Below are 18,333 nucleotides of genomic sequence, written 5' to 3'. Positions count from 1 at the left end.
CAATCTTATTATGAAATAAAAATCCCGTATCAGACGATACGGGATTTTTTTATCTCTAAAACCAAAAACCAAGGTTAAACAACCAATAATGGTCTGAGTGATCTGGTGACCATGTATATTTTAACTCTATGGGGCCTAAAAATGTTTCTACACTATACCCTACTGCATATCCAGACTTCGTATTCTTAAATAAATCTCCATCTTCAAATATATCTTCCTCTACACGTGCATAATTAGCTATGAACATCGCATAATGCTTTTTATAAACTTCATAACGAAAGTTAAACTCTGATCTTAAATAAGACTGATTATTCAATCCTCCAGTATCATATCCATACATTGGAATAAAGTTATTGATGTAATTTTGATTATAACCTCCTAAGTGGTAATCAAATATTTCAAACGATTTTTTCCCTAGTGTGTATCCTCCTTGCGAAGTGTATTGAAATGTTAACTTATCATAAAAAGTTGTTGCAAACCCTAATGTTCCTCCTAATTGAGAAAATTGATGAAAGGGCTCACTATTTTCTATTAATTTATCTAACCGATTATCTCTATCTGACCATAAAAACCACTTAAATCCTACATCTGCATAAAACCCTTTTGTAGGAAACATTTCTTTGTTGTAAGTGTCTAATTTTAAAAATGCGAAGGTGTTTACATAGTTGCTTTTATCAAAAAAATCTTCTTTTCCTTCTGTTGAAATATTTTGTGTGCTTGCATTAATATTTTTATGCTCTGCTCCTATACCTATTGCAAATTTTTTATCAAATGTTGTTTGTAGGTATAATGAAGTAGAAAAATCTCTATACCTTCCATTTATAAGGCCTGTACCATATATAAAATCACTATTAAACACGTTATACCTTGTCCTGAAACCATAACTTGGCAACAAACCATTATCAACAAAATACTCAAGATTATATCTAATTTTATCTCCTACTCCGACATCTAACGAAAATTCGTCATTTTGAAAAAGCATTTTTTTATGATTATAATTTAGTAATACTGCTGATTTATAGAGTAAATCATAATGCAAACCTAGTCGTAAATACGATTGTATTTTTTCTTCTTTAACAGTTAGCTCTAGTTTTTTTCCTTGAAAAGACTTTTCAAAATGATAGTCAATTCTTTTAAAGTTTTTGGATGCTGTTAACGTATTAATTTTTTTAGAAATCTCTTTATATGAGACACTATCTCCTTCCCGTAATTGCAGCTTCCCTAAAATGTAATTATTCGTGTAGTTTTTGTTCCCTTTTATAATAATTCTATCAACCAAAAACCTTTTCTCTTCATGTGCTATTTTAGGAAACTGCTTTTTTTTAGGTTGCATTTTTGCTATGCTATCAAAAACGACTCTATACGACTTCGCTATTTTTTCTCCCTCTGCTAGAATTTCATTCTTTACATCAAATGAAATCACGCTGTAGTCTATTACATTTGGTCTAATATAAACGTCTAGTAACTCAACCTGATCATCAGATTTCTTATACATTTGAAAGTTAATAATCTGTAACAGTAGTGATGCTATTGACACTAATTCTTCTCTTTTTAACAGCTCTCCCTGTACGCTAACACCAATAACAATATCTACACCTTTATTTTTCATAACATCAACAGGAAAGTTGTTTACAACTCCTCCATCTACTAATAACTTCCCATCAATATCTACTGGATTTAATAACGAAGGAAATGCAGCACTTGCTCTTAAAGCAAGAGGTAGTGATCCATTTTCTAAAACTTCTTCTTTTCCTGTTTCAATATTTGTCCCTATACAATAAAAAGGTATTGGGAGTTTTGAAAAATCAGTAACTTCATCAACTGGAGCTAATAATTCTGTTAAAAAGTTAAGTACATTTTGTCCTTTAGATAGACCTAAAGGTAACCCTAAATTGCCTTTTTTAATTGGTAAAGAAATAGCGTATTTCTCACCATGTTCTTTACTGAAGAAAGGTTTTTCTCTTCTAGAAACTTTATCTTGTAATAAATCGATAAAGTCAGTTTTAAGAACAGCTTCTTCAATTTGATCCGCAGTATACCCAGAAGCATACAGTCCACCAACAATGGCTCCCATACTTGTACCTCCAATATAATCTACCTGAACTCCTGCTTTTTCGAGTTCTTTTAATATACCAATATGCGCAATTCCTTTTGCTCCCCCTCCACTAAGTACCAACCCTACCTTGGGTTGATCTTGTGCCAACATAAATGCTGGTAGTAATAATAAAATTAGCAACTTTTTCATTCCCCTTTTTTTTGATAGTGTTTGTATATTTTTTGAGCCCTCGCATTTCCAACCACTTCTTTCAATTCTTCAAAAGTAGCTGCTTTTACTCTTTTGGCTGATTTAAACTTACGTAATAAATTAGTAATAGTTTGTTTTCCTATGTCAGGAATTTGTTCTAATTCAGATTGTATCGCGCTTTTACTTCGTTTATTTCTATGGAAAGTAATTCCGAAACGGTGTGCTTCATTACGCAAATACTGAATTATTTTAAGTGTTTCTGATTTTTTATCCAAATACAACGGAACTGGGTCTCCAGGATAAAAAATCTCCTCCAATCTTTTTGCAATACCTATAATAGCTATTTTACCCCTTAACTCTAAAGCATCTAAACTTTTTAACGCTGATGATAACTGTCCTTTTCCACCATCAATAACTATTAACTGTGGTAACGACTGTTCTTCTTCTAATAACCTCTTATATCTTCTATATACCACTTCTTCCATCGAAGCAAAATCATCAGGACCTTCAACTGTTTTAATATTAAAATGGCGGTAGTCTTTTTTACTTGGTTTTCCGTCTTTAAAAACCACACACGCAGCAACTGGATTTGTTCCTTGAATATTTGAGTTATCGAAACATTCAATATGGCGTGGTTCTTTTCCTAATCGTAAATCTTTTTGCATTTGCGCCATAATTCTTTTTACATGACGGTCTGGATCTACAATTTTTATTTGTTTAAACTGTTCTTGACGGTAAAACTTTGCGTTACGTTCAGACAATTCAACAATACGTTTTTTGTCTCCTAATTTTGGTATAGTAACTTTAATATCTTTACCTACATTTACTTTAAACGGAACGAAAATTTCTCTTGATAATGAATTAAAACGTTGTCGAGTTTCAATAATAAACAACTCAAGAAGCTCCTTATCTGTTTCTTCTAGTTTTTTCTTAATCTCCGTGGTATACGATTGCACAATTGAGCCATTCATTATTTTGAAAAAGTTTGCATACCCATGAGATTCATCAGAAATGATAGAAAATACGTCTACATTATTTATAGACGGGTTCACAATCGTTGATTTCGCTTGGTAATTCTGTAAAGACGCTAATTTTTCTTTGATCTTTTGCGCTTCTTCAAATCGCATATCCGCAGCAAAGTCAAGCATTATTTTTTCAAACTGTTGTAAACTCTCTTTAAAGTTCCCTTTAATTATGTTTCTGATTGCTCTAATATCCTCTAAATAACTCTCCTCCGTTTGATATCCTTCACAAGGTCCTTTACAATTTCCTAAATGATACTCTAAACAAACTTTGTATTTATCAGTATCAATTTTTTCCTGACTTAAATCGTAATTACACGTTCGTAACGGATACAACTCTTTAATCAAATCCAACAACGCATGCACCGTTCGCATATTAGTGTAAGGCCCAAAATACTCCGATCCATCTTTTACAACTCGTCGCGTAGAAAATATACGTGGAAAGCGTTCTTTTTTAATACAAATCCACGGATATGACTTATCATCTTTCAATAGCACATTGTATCGTGGTTTATATTTTTTAATCAGATTATTTTCAAGCAGCAATGCATCTGTTTCTGTATCAACCACCACATGCTCTATTCTAACAATTTTTTTTACTAAAACTCGTGTTTTTCCATTCTCATGATTCTTAGTAAAATAAGACGAAACTCGCTTCTTTAAATTCTTTGCTTTTCCAACATAAATAATCACATCCTCTTTATCAAAATATTGATAAACTCCTGGTGAATTTGGTAGCGTTTTTATTTGAAGTTCGAGTGATGTTGGCATACAACGAAAATACGATTTTATTAAAAGATATTTGTTGTAATACTGTACATTTATCCTTTTCAATTAAAAATGCAACAACCACAAGATTTTTACAATAGAGAGCTGAAAGATTTAGCTGTTCAACTTTCAAAAATAAATAGTAAAATAACCTTTATAAGAATACTCAGACTATTTATTTTTTTAGGCTTTTCTTTTGGAGTTTATTTAACCTTCTATCAACCTTATATACCTTTTATAATCGGTTCAATTGGTGTTTTACTATTTGTTTTTTTAGTTATACAGCATCATCACGTAAAAGAGAAACGCACTATACTTCAGCTTAAAAAAGATAATAATCAACTAGAAATTGATGTTCTTAATGGTCATTTTGAATTACTTCCTGAAGGAACAGAATTTACAAGTTCCACGCACTATTATAGTAATGATATTGACTTATTCGGAAATGGTTCATTTTTTCAATATATCAATAGAACTGCAACAACCAATGGTAAAAAGTTACTAGCTTCCATATTAACAAGTAATTCAATTACTTTTATTGAAGAAAAACAAAAAGCACTTAAAGAACTATCTGAAAAGATTCATTGGCGACAACATTTTACTTCTTTAGCGCATTTGGTTTCGTCAACCACTCAAGAATCCTCAGTGATTACAAAATGGTTAACCAACTATGAATCAAAACTAGCTTCTTCTTTAAAATGGGTTTCTGTGTTTTTTTCAACTATTTCAATAATTTTAATAACCTTATTGGTTTTTAATACGATTCCTTTTTCAGTTGTTTTAACTTGGTTTTTTATAGGTTTAACAATCTCAGCATTCCATATCAAAAAAACACAACATATCTACATCTCGTCGAGTAAAGCTAAAAATACTTTTAAACAGTATTATTTGCTTCTGGAACAAATTGAAGAAGAAACTTTCAATTCTGTTCTTCTAAAAGAAAAACAACAAAAAATTGCTACCAAGACGAAAAAAGCTTCTGTCATTTTTAAAGAGTTTTCTAAAATCTTAGATACTTTCGATCAACGCAATAATATTGTTATTTCTATTATTGGAAATGGTTTGTTTTTATGGGATATTACCCTTGCAATAAGAGTAGAAAAATGGATTCATTCCTATAAAGAAACTACCGATGAGTGGTTTAACGTTGTAAATTTTTTCGATGCCTATAACTCTTTTGCTAACTTCGTTTTTAATCATCCTACTTTTACCTTTCCCTCTCTTCAAAAAAAAAACAACGGTATTTTTGCTCAAAATCTTGGGCATCCACTTTTGAAATCTTCAAAAAGAGTTGACAATGATTTTACGATTTCTAAAGGACAATTTTTTATTATAACTGGTGCTAATATGGCAGGAAAAAGTACATTTTTGCGTACCGTTTCCTTATCCATAGTTATGGCAAATTGTGGGCTACCTGTATGTGCTACTAATTATAAATACACACCTATAAAATTAATTACAAGTATGCGTACATCCGACTCATTAACCGAGGATGAGTCTTATTTTTATTCAGAACTAAAACGGTTAAAATTTATTGTTGACACTATTGAAACCGATCGCTATTTTATTATTCTTGATGAAATTTTAAAAGGGACTAACAGTAAAGATAAAGCATCGGGTTCTAGAAAATTTGTTGAAAAACTTACACGTTCAAAATCTACTGGAATTATAGCTACTCATGATGTAAGTTTATGCGAATTGGCTAAAGAGTATTCTCAAATACTTAATTATTATTTTGATGCTGAAATTGTAAATAATGAATTGTTTTTCGATTATACGATAAAATCTGGAACTTGTAAAAACATGAATGCTTCTTTTCTCCTTAAGAAAATGGAAATTGTGTAACCCTTAGTTTTGAGAACGTCTGTATTATCTTTCAACAAAACCATGACAAATGACAGGAAAAATTGATTGATTAATCCTTACCTTTACGCTATGAGTACACTCATCGATAATTTTGGTAGACAAATTAGTTACGTAAGGCTAGCAGTAACTGATCGTTGTAATTTACGTTGTCAGTATTGTATGCCAGCTCAAGGAATTGATATTGTCCCTAGAAAAGAACTACTCACCTATAAAGAAATGTACCGAATAATTCGAGTACTTACTGAGTTAGGTGTAAACAAAATTCGCTTAACGGGAGGAGAGCCTTTTGTAAGAAAAGGTTTTGTCTCTTTTTTAGAAATGTTGTCTTATAATGACTTGTTAGATGATATAAATATCACAACCAACGGAGCTCTTATTTCTAAACATATCAAAACAATAGAAAACCTTAAAAAGGTAAAAACCATTAATTTAAGCATTGATAGTTTACACCCTGAAAAGTTTGCTAAAATTACTCGTAGAGATGTTTTCCCAGAAGTATATAAAACGTTTGAGTTATTAGAAAAAAGTTCGTTGAATTTGAAGTTGAATGTAGTTGTACAATCTGGATTTAATACTGATGAAATTAACGATTTTGTTCGGCTTACTAAAAATAAAAACATTGCTGTTCGTTTTATTGAAGAAATGCCTTTTAATGGAAAAGGACAACGAAACACACAAGAGATTTGGAGCTACAATAAAATTTTAAACCAGATACAATCTGAGTTTACTCCTAGCGAGCTTCCTTCGAAAAAATCATCTACTTCTAGAAACTTTTCTATAGAAAACCATAAAGGAACGATAGGAATTATTCCTGCATTCACTCGTACTATATGCAACGATTGCAATCGAATTAGAATTACCTCAACTGGAACTTTTAAGAACTGTTTGTTTGATGATGGCGTTTTTAACCTACGTGACTTTATTAGAAATGGTGCAAGCAATGAAGACTTAAAAGCCTTATTTTTATCATTAATAAAAGAAAAACCTGAAAATGGTTTTGTGGCTGAAGCAAATAGAAAAGGCAACGTAACCGAAAGTATGAGTACAATTGGAGGGTAGGCTGATGAAACAGTGGTTTAATGAGTTAATCTAGTAATAGAAGTTTCGGTATTTAATTATTAAACTATAATGCAAACTAAAGACTAAGCATTAAAAATTTAAAACTAATTAATGATTACAGTAGCAAAAGCCAAACATATAATTTTAGAAAACACTCAAGATTTCGGAATTGAAGAAATTCCTTTTTTAGAAGCTGTCGGGAGAGTTTTAAAGGAAGATATTGTTGCCGATAGAGATTTCCCTCCCTTCAACCGAGTAGCCATGGACGGAATTGCAATTAACTATCGTTTTTTTGAACACGGTATTCGTGATTTTAAAATAGAAGGAATCCAAGCTGCTGGAAGTCCACAAAAAACACTGGATAATGCAGCCAACTGTTATGAAGTAATGACAGGTGCGGTATTACCTAACAATTGTGACACGGTAATTCGGTACGAAGATGTTGAAATTAACACTCAAGTAGCAACTATTACTGTTGATGAAATTAAAGAAGGACAAAACATCCACAGAGAAGGTTCTGATAAAAGTAAAGGTACAGTTCTAATAAAAAAGAACACTATAATTTCCGCTGCTGAAATTGGAGTGTTAGCTACTGTAGGTAAAGCAACCATAAAAGTTGCCAAACAACCTAAAGTGATGATTGTTTCAACAGGTGATGAGCTAGTTGATGTAAACGAAACTCCGTTAGACCACCAAATTCGTAGAAGTAATGTATATACGTTAGTTTCCTTATTGAACAATTTAAAAATTCCAGCAGAAACAGCCCATATTACTGATGAAAAATCAATTTTAAAAGAAAAAATTGAATCGTATTTAAAACAATACGATGTACTTCTATTTAGCGGTGCTGTAAGCAAAGGAAAGTTTGATTTTCTACCTGAAGTTTTAGATGAATTGGGCGTTCAAAAATTATTCCACAGAGTTTCGCAACGACCTGGTAAACCTTTTTGGTTTGGCACCACAGACAACTGCAATGTGTTTGCTTTTCCAGGAAACCCAGTTTCAACTTTTGTGAATTGTTTGGTCTATTTTTACCCGTGGTATTTAAAATCGACAGGATTACATTCTGAAGAAAAAACAGCTGTTTTAGCTAAAAACATTACTTTTAAACCTAACTTAAGCTGTTTTATGCAAGTAAAATTAACTTCTGAAAATGGACAAGTATACGCAACACCAATACAAGGAAATGGTTCAGGCGATTTAGCTAGTTTAGTAGAAGCAGATGGCTTTATCGAACTCTCAAAAACCGAAGAAATAGAATTTAAAAAAGGAAGTGTTTTTCCGATATTAACATATCGGAGTTTTTAATTATTAATGTTTAGTTTTGAGTTAAAAATTTAAAATGAAAGAAAGTATAGTTCAAGGCAAGAGTTTTCAATTCTCTTTAAAAATAATTTCTCTGTACAAAAAACTACAACAAGAAAAAGAGTTTATAATTTCAAAACAGCTTTTAAGAAGCGGAACTTCAATAGGGGCAAATATAGAAGAAGCTTTAGCTGGTCAAAGTAAGAGAGATTTTATTTCTAAAATGTCTATTTCTTCAAAAGAAGCTAGAGAAACTAAATATTGGTTACGTTTATTAAAAGAAAGTAATTTAACAAATATTGATGTTACAGATATACTTTCGGACATTCACGAGCTAATTAGGCTATTAACAGCAATTGTAAAAACATCACAACAGAGTTTAACTAAAAATTAAAAACTCAACATTTAAAACTTATATAAAGTGAGTAATTTTTCCCACATAAACGAACAAAACCAACCTAAAATGGTGAATGTTTCTGATAAAAAAATCACGAAACGAACCGCTATTTCCAAAGCTACCATGTTTTTAGGTTCAGAAATTGTGAGTCATTTTTCTAATGATGAACTCATCACTAAAAAAGGACCTGTTTTTCAAACCGCTATCATTGCTGGAATTCAAGCAGTGAAAAAAACTTCTGATATCATCCCAATGTGCCATCCTTTGTTAATCAATGGAGTGGATATTGACATCAATATTATAGACGATGAGCATGCGGAGGTTTTTTGTAAAGTAACCATCGAAGGTAAAACAGGAGTAGAAATGGAAGCTCTTACTGGAGCTTCAGCAACTTGTTTAACTATTTATGATATGTGTAAGGCTATCAGTCAAAAAATGGTGATTCAAGAAATAAAATTAGTAGAAAAAACAGGTGGAAAATCAGATATTAAAAATGGATAAGAAACACACCAAACATACAAACCTAGTTAAAAAACATAATGATAATTTTGCTCCTAACGAAGTAGCTATTTTAGGAACTAAGTGTGGGGTTATCGCTGATTTAGTTCATAATGTTTCAAAAAGATTGTCAAACTATAACTTAGGGTATTTTGATGCTTCACATGCCAAAGATGTTAAACAAGGTGCCGTGTCTGAATACACCTTTCATCATGAAGGAAGTTTACAAATAAATACTTCTTCACCTGTAAACAAGTACGAACAACGTTTACAGTTTTATAATCATGATTTTATCTTTATTAACGGAAATCATTACCAAGGAGCGAAACAAATCTTGATTTTAGATGATGAAAAAGAGGCCTCTGTAAAAAAACGACTAGATCAATTAACAAACATCCAGTTTATAATTAAGTTAAATGAAGACTCAAGGTATTTTGATTGTTTACTAGAGCGTTTACCACATATAAAAAACATCACCAGTTACACAATTGATGAGATTGATAAAATCACTAATCACATTCACAACCTCATTAAAGAAAATATTCCTCCTGTAAAAGGCCTAGTATTAACTGGTGGAAAAAGTACCCGAATGGGTCGCGACAAATCGGAATTAGTGTATTATAAAAAACCTCAAAAAGAACACGTAAAAGAATTACTAGAAAACAACAATTTAGAGACTTTTTATTCAGTAAGAGAAGCATCAGAAAGTTTATCAGAAATTCAGGATACCTTTTTAAACTTGGGGCCTTTTGGAGGTATTTGCTCTGCTTTTCAAAAAGATCCAAACTCAGCATGGTTAGTTATGGCTACAGACGTTCCGTTTGTAAATAATGACCTTATTCAATTATTATTACAAAAAAGAAATCCTTCTAAAGTAGCCACCACAGTAAAAGGAAAAAACAAAGACTTTCCTGAGCCTTTAATCACCATTTACGAACCAAAAGCTTATGGAAAATTATTAGCTTATTTAGCGCAAGGCTATTCTTGTCCTCGTAAAATGTTAATCAATTCCGAAGTTGAAGTTATTGAAGTTGATGATAACCTTATTAGAAACATCAATACTCCTGAAGAGTTTGAACAGGCAAAAAAGGAAATCAACTCATAACTAAAAAAGCACTTAAATTCAGTTTAAGTGCTTTTTGTACCAAAGGTGGGACTCGAACCCACACGCCCTTGCGAGCATCGGATTTTGAATCCGACGTGTCTACCAATTCCACCACTTTGGCTTTTGGAGAGTGCAAATCTATAAAATATTTCATTTAAAATATCTTTTAAACTCTTAAAATAGTTTTATTTTTGCCTCGACAACAACACTAACTAAAAATATCTTTTTGTAAATGGCTACAAATCAATTAAGCCCAAAAGTCTTTGCTTGTTCACAAAGTGTTGAACTTGCAGAAGAAATCGCTAACGCATATGGAACTGAGTTAGGAAATTTAACGACAACACATTTTAGCGATGGTGAATTTCAACCAGCTTTTGAAGAATCAGTTAGAGGACGCAGAGTTTTTCTTATAGGATCTACTTTTCCTTCAACAGATAATTTAATGGAAATGTTATTAATGTGTGATGCCGCTAAGCGTGCATCAGCAAGACATATTACAGCTGTAATGCCATATTTTGGATGGGCGCGTCAAGATAGAAAAGATAAACCTCGTGTAGCCATAGGGGCCAAATTAGTTGCAAAATTATTAGAAGCAGCTGGAGCAACTAGAATCATGACCATGGATTTACATGCTGATCAAATTCAAGGATTCTTTGAAAAACCAGTAGATCATTTATTCGCTTCTACTATCTTTTTACCATACGTAGAAAGCTTAGGCTTAGATAATTTAACAATCGCATCTCCAGATATGGGAGGTTCAAAAAGAGCCTATGCATATTCTAAGTATTTAGAGAGTGATGTAGTAATTTGTTATAAACAACGCCAAAAAGCCAATGTAATTTCTCATATGGAGCTTATTGGTGAGGTAACAGGGAAGAATGTTATTCTTGTAGACGACATGATTGATACTGGAGGAACTCTTACTAAAGCTGCTGATTTAATGATGGAAAGAGGAGCAAAAAGCGTGCGTGCCATTTGTACCCACCCTATTCTTTCTGGTAATGCTTACGAAAGAATTCAAAACTCTCAATTAACTGAGCTAATTGTTTCTGATACAATTCCTTTAAAGAAGAACGTATCTAAAATAAAAGTTGTATCTTGCGCCACTTTATTCGCTGATGTGATGCATAAAGTCCAAGACAATACATCTATTAGCGATCAATTTTTAATGTAAATAAATTTAATAAACAAAGTAATGAAATCAATTACAATCAAAGGATCTCAAAGAGAAAGCGTAGGCAAAAAGGCAACTAAAGCCTTACGTAATGCTGGGCAGGTTCCTTGCGTATTATACGGAGGAGACAAACCAGTGCACTTTTCAGCTGACGAAAAATCGTTCAAGCCATTAGTATATACTCCAGACGTATTTACTGCTACGATTGAATTAGATGGTGTATCATACAATGCTGTATTACAAGATATACAGTTCCACCCAGTACATGATAGCATTTTACACGTAGACTTCTACCAATTATTTGAAGATAAAGCTGTAACAATGGATATTCCTGTTCGTTTAGTAGGAGTTTCTAAAGGAGTTATGGTAGGTGGTGCTTTACGTCACAACTTACGTAAGTTAAAAGTAAAAGCTTTACCAGCTAATTTACCAGATTATATCGAAGCTGATATTACTGAATTAGAAATTGGTAATAAATTATATGTTACTGAATTAAAGAATGATGAATATACATTCTTACACCCAGACAACACAGTAGTTGCTCAAGTTCGTATGTCTCGTAATGCCGCTAAAGCAGCATCTGAAACTGAAGAAGCTTAGAAAGCTAAACTATTATCATACAAAAGCGTTACCATGTGTAGCGCTTTTTTTATTTTTGGTGTATGGTTTTTACAACTTTTTTGAAAAGATTATTTGGTTTTTCTACAAAACAATTAACAGAGAAAGAAGACAATTCAATGAAGAAATTTTTAATTGTAGGTTTAGGTAATATTGGTGAAAAATATGCCAACACACGCCATAATATTGGCTTTAAAATCGCAGATGCTTTCGTAAAAGAACACGAAGGTTCTTTTGAAACTGAAAAATTAGGAGATATTGCTAAACTTAAAATAAAAGGTAAGACTGTTATTGTATTAAAACCAAATACCTATATGAATTTAAGTGGTAAAGCGGTAAAGTATTGGATGCAGAAAGAAAATATTCAAGTTGAAAACTTATTAGTGATTACCGATGATTTAAACATCGATTTCGGAAAGCTACGTATTAAAGGCAAAGGAAGCTCTGGTGGTCATAACGGATTAAAAGACATTCAAGATAAATTTAACACTGGCGCATATCCTCGTTTTCGCTTTGGTGTTGGTTCTGAATACAGAAAGGGTCGTCAAGTAGACTATGTTTTAGGAGAATGGGATTCTGATGAAGAAAGTGCTATGATTGAGCGTATACCAACATCTGTAAACGCTGTTACCTCGTTTATTTCTGCCGGTTTAGCTAATACCATGAATGAATTTAACGGAAAGTAATTAACTAGCCTTAAAACTCCTTGAAAGCGGCAAAGTTTTCCTTTTAAACTATTGCATTGGCTCTTTTAGCTATTATCCGAAGCAAACCATTCTGCAAAACTTGTTTCGGTTTCTTGCAGTTTAATCGCGTGTAATTTGATATTTTCTGGCAAACGGCTTTTAATTTTTTTAGCAAAATCAATCACCATCATTTCACTTGTTGGTTGATAATCTACTAAAATCACATGGTGTCCTCGATCTTTAAGTTCTTTTGCCAACTCAATATGTGGGGTGTTTTTATTAAATACAGTAGCGTGGTCGAACACATCGACAATTTCTTCTTTTACGATCTTCTTTAAATCGCCAAAATCAATCACCATACCGTACTTTACATTTGATGCATCAGTAATTGGTTGTCCAATTACAGTAACAGAAAGCTTGTAACTATGTCCGTGAACATTTTTACACTTTCCGTCATAACCATACAGCGCATGGCCAGTTTCAAAAGTGAACTGTTTGGTAATTCGAATCTTACTCATAAATTTTCTATTTATAAAGAAGCGATAAAATAACCTTTATAAAGGTTATTTCTCTACGTTTGTTGTGGTGACTCTTATTTTCTTTTAAACCTTTTGTTTGCTCTATATTTATTAAAGAAATAAATAACTGCAACACCTGCTGCTAAAATAGCGAAGAAAGAATTTCCCATTTTAATGCTTGTTTTATTCGCCAAAAGTACGAATTTGATTTCAATTTATTGCTTTTTCATTAAACTCGTAATCACAATTATTATAAAAAGTACATTCTATAATTTAACATAATTTTTGTCTTAAACTAACAAACATTAAAATAAGATTATATTTAACTTTAATGTATGAAAAACACAACACAAGTAGAGCGATTTAATAAGTTGTTAGATTTTTTAGAAGAGCGTTTTAAAACATCAATTGATATACATGAAATAGAAGATATTTCCTTTTATTCCTATCGAAATATTAATAGAATATTTTTAGCGTTACAGCATGAAACTATTGGTCAGTTTCTTAAAAGAAGAAAACTAGAAAAAGCGGCAGAGTATTTAAAGTTTTCAGATAATGAAATTTCAGATATTGCCTTAGAAATTGGATATAGTGATGTAGCTGCTTTTAGTAAAGCTTTTAAAAAGTACTTTCACTGCACACCATCTAGATTTAGAAGCTCTTATACGCTGCAACAAAAAATCACAAATCAAATTTTAGAAAAATCTAATGAAAAAAATGAATCTTTATTAAAGTTTGAAATTGAAACTCTACCTACATTTCAAATGCTTTATTTACAATATCAAGGAACTTATGAAAATGTAAAAGGTATTGAGAAAACCTGGAAACAACTTTTAAAATATGCTGATAAACATAATTTATTAACTGATAAAACTATTGTTCTTGGTGAAGTTTTGGATGACGATGAAATAACGGAATCTATTAATTGTAGGTATAATGCAGGAATTATACTTACAGAAGCACAAAAAATTGAAGTTGAAGGTACGTTTAAAGTTAAAGAAGTTACTTCTCAAAAATATGCCAAATTTATTCATAAAGGAAGTCATAAAAGCTGTTTTGAAACATACAATACAATTTACGCACATTGGATATATGAAGTTCAATTAGAGTTTGCTGACGCACCAACCTTAGAATTTTATTTAAACGATGAGGAAAATACTTCTCAAGAAGAATTAATTACAGAAATCTACATTCCTGTAATTTAATCGAACACCTATAAACAGAAATTAATGTTCTTTCTTTGACCCTTATACTAAGGTCATTTTTGTCCTAAATAGACAAACACTCCTACATTACCCAGACTATTTTTGTGTTGTGAATTAAACAAATATGAACACATGAAAGATTACAAATTACACAAATATTGGTATTTAGGTTTTTTTGGTTTTGTCGGTATATATTACATTCCTTATATAATTGACTTTTTTCAAGGAAACAATTCTCCTTGGGTATTAACAAACCTATTGTGGTTTTTATGGTTCTCTTATTTTATTCCTGAATATATAACTAAAAAAGAAAGATAAAAATGAGTTTTGCCAAATTAATATCATTATTTGAAGAGTCTAATATTATGTTGTATATAGGTTATTTTTTCCTATTTAATACAAGCTTAATTATCATTGAATTGTTAGTCGATTTTATTATTAGAAAAAAAAGACATTGGAAAGACACCTTTGCAAATATTAGTATCTTTTTCTTGAATCAACTTATTGAAAAAACAATTATAGGATCTATTGGTGTAATCTTTTTAATGCCTTTTCATTGGATAACACCTTTATCAATACCTATGAATACTTTTACTTGGATATTCGCTTTTTTCGTTGCTGATTTTACCTATTATTGGATGCATCGTTTAGAGCATGAACATCGAATATTATGGGCTAGTCATAGTGTTCATCATTCATCTGAAGATTATAATCTTACCATTTCAATGCGTTTAAGTATTGTAGAGGGTTTATTTGAATGGATTTTCTTAATTCCAATGGTTTTAGTTGGTTTTTCTCCATTTCAAGCTGTTGTCGGATTGGTTCTAGTAGCTCAATTTCAAACATGGATTCATACAGAATATATTGGCAAATTAGGCTGGTTAGATGAAGTGTTTAATACTCCTTCAGTACATAGAGTTCATCATGGTTCTAACAACAAGTATTTAGATAAAAATTATGGTGGTTTTTTAATTATTTGGGATAAGATTTTCGGTACATTTCAAAGGGAGGAAGAAAAAGTAATTTATGGACTAACCAAAAACATTAAAACCAACAACCCTATTAAAATAAATTTTATTGAATATAAAAACATATGGCAAGATGTTAAAAAGTGTAAAACCTTAAAACATAAACTGAAAATTACTTTTGGTAATCTAATATGGAAGCCAGATTATTTTTATGAAAAAAAGAGTTAATTTCTTAGCTCTTGAATTTTTCTAATGCTTTTTTTGTAAAATCTGATAACACAAGCTTACCAGAAGTTTCAGCTCGTTCAATTAATAACTCTTCCCAATGTTCAGTACCTTTCCACAAAGCTTTTTTCATTTCAGCTAACGCTTCTGGATTATATGAAGCTAGTTTTTCTGATAAAATCTCAACTTCTTTATCTAATTCATTTTGCGTTTCAAAAACACGGGCGTACAAACCTTTTTCTTTTGCCCAGTATGCATTTTTCCAGCTGGTAGCATCTAAGGTTAATTCTGCTAATCCACTAACGCTTATTTTGCGTTCTACGGCAGGTGCAATTACAAACGGACCAATACCTATCGTAAATTCAGAAAGTTTAATAGAGGCATGTTCTGTAGCTAATACATAGTCGCAAGCAGCAGCTAATCCAACTCCGCCTCCAACTGTTTTTCCTTGTACACGACCTACAATTAGTTTCGAACAACGACGCATAGCGTTAATAACATTGGCAAATCCTGAGAAAAAAGCTTTTCCATCTTCTAAATTGTCAATCGCTACCAATTCATCAAAAGAAGCTCCGGCACAAAAAGCACGATCTCCTTCCGATTTTAATACAATTACTGAAACCTCATCATTTGCAGATAATTTATCAAACTCATTGGTTAAACGCTCTAATAATACGCTTGGAAAAGAATTACTTGCTGGATGCCCAAACTCAACCGTTGCTATATTATATTCAATGTTTGTATATAAACTTCCGCTTTCTCTAGTTGTTGTAGTCATTTGTTTTTCGTTTGTTCAAAATTACATTTTTTGAGCAAGCGGTAAAAACTTTCTTCTAAACTTTATAATTAAAGGAGTTCCTCTAGCTATCATCCATAAGAAAAAAGCAATCCAAATGGCATACAGTTTATAATCTAACGAATCAAAAAATAACAAGGTAGGTATAAACACAAATCCTGTTGCTAGTAATAAGACATTTCGCAGGTATTTCATTTCTCCCATTCCTTTAAACATTCCGTCATAAATAAAGGCAACAGAACATACGGGCTGCATCAATAAGATTATCCAAAACACATCATAAAACTGCTGTAAAACCTCAGGTTCTTTCGTGAATACTTTTCCTATAAATTGATACAAAACAAATCCGACAACGGCTAGCAATAACCCAAAAAGAAAACCATACGTAATTAATCTATTTCCCAACCTAACTAGCGTTTTATATGCTTTTGCTCCTAATAATTTTCCTGACAACATATTTCCTGCGGAAGAATAGCCGTCAATCATAAAAGCGCCCATAAGCCATAAATTGAATCCGATGGTATAAGCTGCAATGTAAGCATCTCCATAGTCAGTAGCATAAGAAGTTCCAAAGTACAATGCAACATTTAGTGCTATCGTTCTTACGAAAAGATTCAACACCATTACTATGAATTTTGGAATTTCAGTATTAAATGGCAAGCTGAATTTTAACGAAATATCCGTCTTTTTTAATAATAATATTGCAGAAATTATTGCCATCGTAACTTGTGCAACAACACTTGCATAGGCAGCCCCTTGAATATGCATAGCTGGAACAAAACCTTCTACTCCGTAAACCAAAACGACATCTAGTGCGATATTAATAAGCGTTCCGATGAGTGCAATTACCATCGGATAATAGGTGTTTTGTAAACCTCTAAATGTACCAAAAACAGCGATGGTAAAAAGCGTAAACGGAAACCCAAAAACACGGATTTTATAATACTCAACAGAATAGTCTAAAATGGTTCCTGAAGCATTATATAATTCAAAAATTTCTTTAGCAAAAGGATAACTGATTCCTAAAATAAGAGCACTTACGCCTAATACAATAACAATAGCTTGTGCGGGTAAGTTTTTAATTTCATCAAGTTTATTGGCACCTAAATATTGTGAAACGATAGAAGAAATTCCGCTACGTGTTTGTCCAAACACCCAAATTAGCATCGATAAAAAAGCCCCTACAATACCAATTGCTGCAATACTTTCAGTAGCGTTGTACTCTATATTGCCTACAATAGCTAAATCTGTAGTAGAAAGTAAAGGTTCTGCCACTCCTGCAATTAGTGCAGGCATTGCTAGTTTGTTTATATGTTTAAAACTAATATCATGATTCATCATACAAAGATCAAAAATAATACTATTCAGTATTGATTTTATAACTTTGATAATACTTATTTTTGATTAATGAATAGTATTTTATGATTGACCTAATTGGCTGTGTTTCTGAAATTATTTTAGACATTCAGGAATTTTTATTTCGAAAGAAAAAGAGAAAACAACGCGCTTATGAAAAAAAGCATAGTCTTCCTAAAAAGAGAATGATTTCTCCTTACCAAAGGCTAGGTATAGTTCTTTTAATAACCGTAGTTATAGCTTCAGGTTTACTTATTCTTTTTATAAATAGTTTTTCTTTAAAAAATAAAGACTTAGAAAAAATACAACAAATTTCCCTCCTACTCGAACAAGAAAAATCTACTTTAGGAACTTATCCTGACAAATTACAAGGAATCACAAGAAATAATCCTTTGTACCAAAACTTATTAGTTGACTTTTGGGATACTCCTTTTTATTATAAAAAAGTTGACGAAAACACTTTTATATTAATCTCTTTAGGAAAAGATAAAACACTACATACCAAAGACGATGTTAAGTAAC

The 18,333-nt window shown here is 31.6% G+C and carries 18 protein-coding genes and 1 tRNA gene; 13 read left to right on the top strand and 6 right to left on the bottom strand.

The features are described from left to right. Positions 1-55: 55 nt before the first annotated feature. Together ACQYZ7_RS03160 and uvrC are read right to left on the bottom strand one after the other, a co-directional pair. Positions 56-2,245: a patatin-like phospholipase family protein gene (locus tag ACQYZ7_RS03160; RefSeq protein ID WP_430728335.1), complete on the bottom strand. Its 2,190-nt coding sequence runs from the start codon at positions 2,243-2,245 to the stop codon at positions 56-58. Further along, positions 2,242-4,038 carry an excinuclease ABC subunit UvrC gene (uvrC, locus tag ACQYZ7_RS03155; protein WP_430728334.1) on the bottom strand — a complete coding sequence of 599 codons (1,797 nt, stop codon included), beginning with the start codon at positions 4,036-4,038 and terminating at the stop codon, positions 2,242-2,244. Before uvrC ends, ACQYZ7_RS03160 begins: the two co-directional genes overlap by 4 nt. Before the next feature lie 69 nt (positions 4,039-4,107). On the opposite strand from uvrC, the gene ACQYZ7_RS03150 reads away from it, so the two are divergent. The 6 genes from ACQYZ7_RS03150 (at position 4,108) to ACQYZ7_RS03125 (ending at position 10,265) form a co-directional block, all read left to right on the top strand. After that, a complete protein-coding gene (locus tag ACQYZ7_RS03150; RefSeq protein WP_430728333.1) occupies positions 4,108-5,880 on the top strand; it encodes a MutS-related protein in 1,773 nt (590 codons plus the stop codon). Positions 5,881-5,970: 90 nt separating this feature from the next. After that, positions 5,971-6,960: a GTP 3',8-cyclase MoaA gene (gene moaA, locus ACQYZ7_RS03145; RefSeq protein ID WP_430728332.1), complete on the top strand. Its 990-nt coding sequence runs from the start codon at positions 5,971-5,973 to the stop codon at positions 6,958-6,960. Positions 6,961-7,071: 111 nt separating this feature from the next. Then, positions 7,072-8,268 (top strand): molybdopterin molybdotransferase MoeA, encoded by a 1,197-nt coding sequence (locus ACQYZ7_RS03140; RefSeq protein ID WP_430728331.1) that lies wholly within the window; start codon positions 7,072-7,074, stop codon positions 8,266-8,268. A 34-nt stretch (positions 8,269-8,302) separates the two neighbouring features. After that, entirely contained in the window at positions 8,303-8,659 is a 357-nt protein-coding gene (locus ACQYZ7_RS03135; RefSeq protein ID WP_299000950.1) for a four helix bundle protein, read from the top strand. A gap of 27 nt (positions 8,660-8,686) precedes the next feature. Further along, positions 8,687-9,163 carry a cyclic pyranopterin monophosphate synthase MoaC gene (gene moaC, locus ACQYZ7_RS03130; RefSeq protein WP_430728330.1) on the top strand — a complete coding sequence of 159 codons (477 nt, stop codon included), beginning with the start codon at positions 8,687-8,689 and terminating at the stop codon, positions 9,161-9,163. Then, positions 9,156-10,265, top strand: coding sequence for an NTP transferase domain-containing protein (locus tag ACQYZ7_RS03125; RefSeq protein ID WP_430728329.1), 1,110 nt, complete (start codon positions 9,156-9,158; stop codon positions 10,263-10,265). The genes moaC and ACQYZ7_RS03125 overlap by 8 nt, the downstream gene beginning before the upstream one ends. Before the next feature lie 37 nt (positions 10,266-10,302). Here ACQYZ7_RS03125 and ACQYZ7_RS03120 read toward each other — a convergent pair. Continuing rightward, positions 10,303-10,386 (bottom strand) — tRNA-Leu (locus ACQYZ7_RS03120). Between the two features lie 111 nt (positions 10,387-10,497). Between ACQYZ7_RS03120 and ACQYZ7_RS03115 the strand changes: the two genes are divergently transcribed. The 3 genes from ACQYZ7_RS03115 (at position 10,498) to pth (ending at position 12,743) form a co-directional block, all read left to right on the top strand. After that, entirely contained in the window at positions 10,498-11,439 is a 942-nt protein-coding gene (locus tag ACQYZ7_RS03115) for a ribose-phosphate pyrophosphokinase (protein ID WP_430728328.1), read from the top strand. A 21-nt stretch (positions 11,440-11,460) separates the two neighbouring features. Beyond that, positions 11,461-12,039: a 50S ribosomal protein L25/general stress protein Ctc gene (locus ACQYZ7_RS03110; protein WP_430728327.1), complete on the top strand. Its 579-nt coding sequence runs from the start codon at positions 11,461-11,463 to the stop codon at positions 12,037-12,039. Between the two features lie 137 nt (positions 12,040-12,176). Next, positions 12,177-12,743, top strand: coding sequence for an aminoacyl-tRNA hydrolase (gene pth, locus ACQYZ7_RS03105; RefSeq protein WP_430728326.1), 567 nt, complete (start codon positions 12,177-12,179; stop codon positions 12,741-12,743). A 65-nt stretch (positions 12,744-12,808) separates the two neighbouring features. On the opposite strand, the gene ACQYZ7_RS03100 is transcribed toward pth, so the two are convergent. After that, a complete protein-coding gene (locus tag ACQYZ7_RS03100; protein WP_430728325.1) occupies positions 12,809-13,261 on the bottom strand; it encodes a 6-pyruvoyl trahydropterin synthase family protein in 453 nt (150 codons plus the stop codon). 335 nt (positions 13,262-13,596) lie between these two features. Between ACQYZ7_RS03100 and ACQYZ7_RS03095 the strand changes: the two genes are divergently transcribed. The 3 genes from ACQYZ7_RS03095 to ACQYZ7_RS03085 all read left to right on the top strand — a co-directional run bounded on the left by ACQYZ7_RS03095 (position 13,597) and on the right by ACQYZ7_RS03085 (position 15,662). Continuing rightward, positions 13,597-14,466, top strand: a complete 870-nt coding sequence (locus tag ACQYZ7_RS03095) for an AraC family transcriptional regulator (RefSeq protein WP_430728324.1) — start codon at positions 13,597-13,599, stop codon at positions 14,464-14,466. Positions 14,467-14,598: 132 nt separating this feature from the next. Then, a complete protein-coding gene (locus tag ACQYZ7_RS03090) occupies positions 14,599-14,784 on the top strand; it encodes a hypothetical protein (protein ID WP_430728323.1) in 186 nt (61 codons plus the stop codon). Positions 14,785-14,786: 2 nt separating this feature from the next. Continuing rightward, on the top strand, positions 14,787-15,662 hold the full coding sequence (locus ACQYZ7_RS03085) for a sterol desaturase family protein (protein ID WP_430728322.1): 876 nt from the start codon (positions 14,787-14,789) through the stop codon (positions 15,660-15,662). Between the two features lie 4 nt (positions 15,663-15,666). On the opposite strand, the gene ACQYZ7_RS03080 is transcribed toward ACQYZ7_RS03085, so the two are convergent. Together ACQYZ7_RS03080 and ACQYZ7_RS03075 are read right to left on the bottom strand one after the other, a co-directional pair. Beyond that, a complete protein-coding gene (locus ACQYZ7_RS03080; RefSeq protein ID WP_430728321.1) occupies positions 15,667-16,437 on the bottom strand; it encodes an enoyl-CoA hydratase/isomerase family protein in 771 nt (256 codons plus the stop codon). 21 nt (positions 16,438-16,458) lie between these two features. Continuing rightward, on the bottom strand, positions 16,459-17,793 hold the full coding sequence (locus tag ACQYZ7_RS03075) for an MATE family efflux transporter (RefSeq protein ID WP_430728320.1): 1,335 nt from the start codon (positions 17,791-17,793) through the stop codon (positions 16,459-16,461). Between the two features lie 83 nt (positions 17,794-17,876). On the opposite strand from ACQYZ7_RS03075, the gene ACQYZ7_RS03070 reads away from it, so the two are divergent. After that, positions 17,877-18,332: a hypothetical protein gene (locus ACQYZ7_RS03070; protein WP_430728319.1), complete on the top strand. Its 456-nt coding sequence runs from the start codon at positions 17,877-17,879 to the stop codon at positions 18,330-18,332. Position 18,333: the final 1 nt, after the last annotated feature.

Origin of the sequence: Tenacibaculum sp. SDUM215027 (assembly GCF_050566205.1) — a bacterium.
Classification (GTDB): domain Bacteria; phylum Bacteroidota; class Bacteroidia; order Flavobacteriales; family Flavobacteriaceae; genus Polaribacter.
The sequence above is the reverse complement of the archived record's forward strand: the minus strand, read 5'-3'. Positions and strand labels throughout refer to the sequence as shown.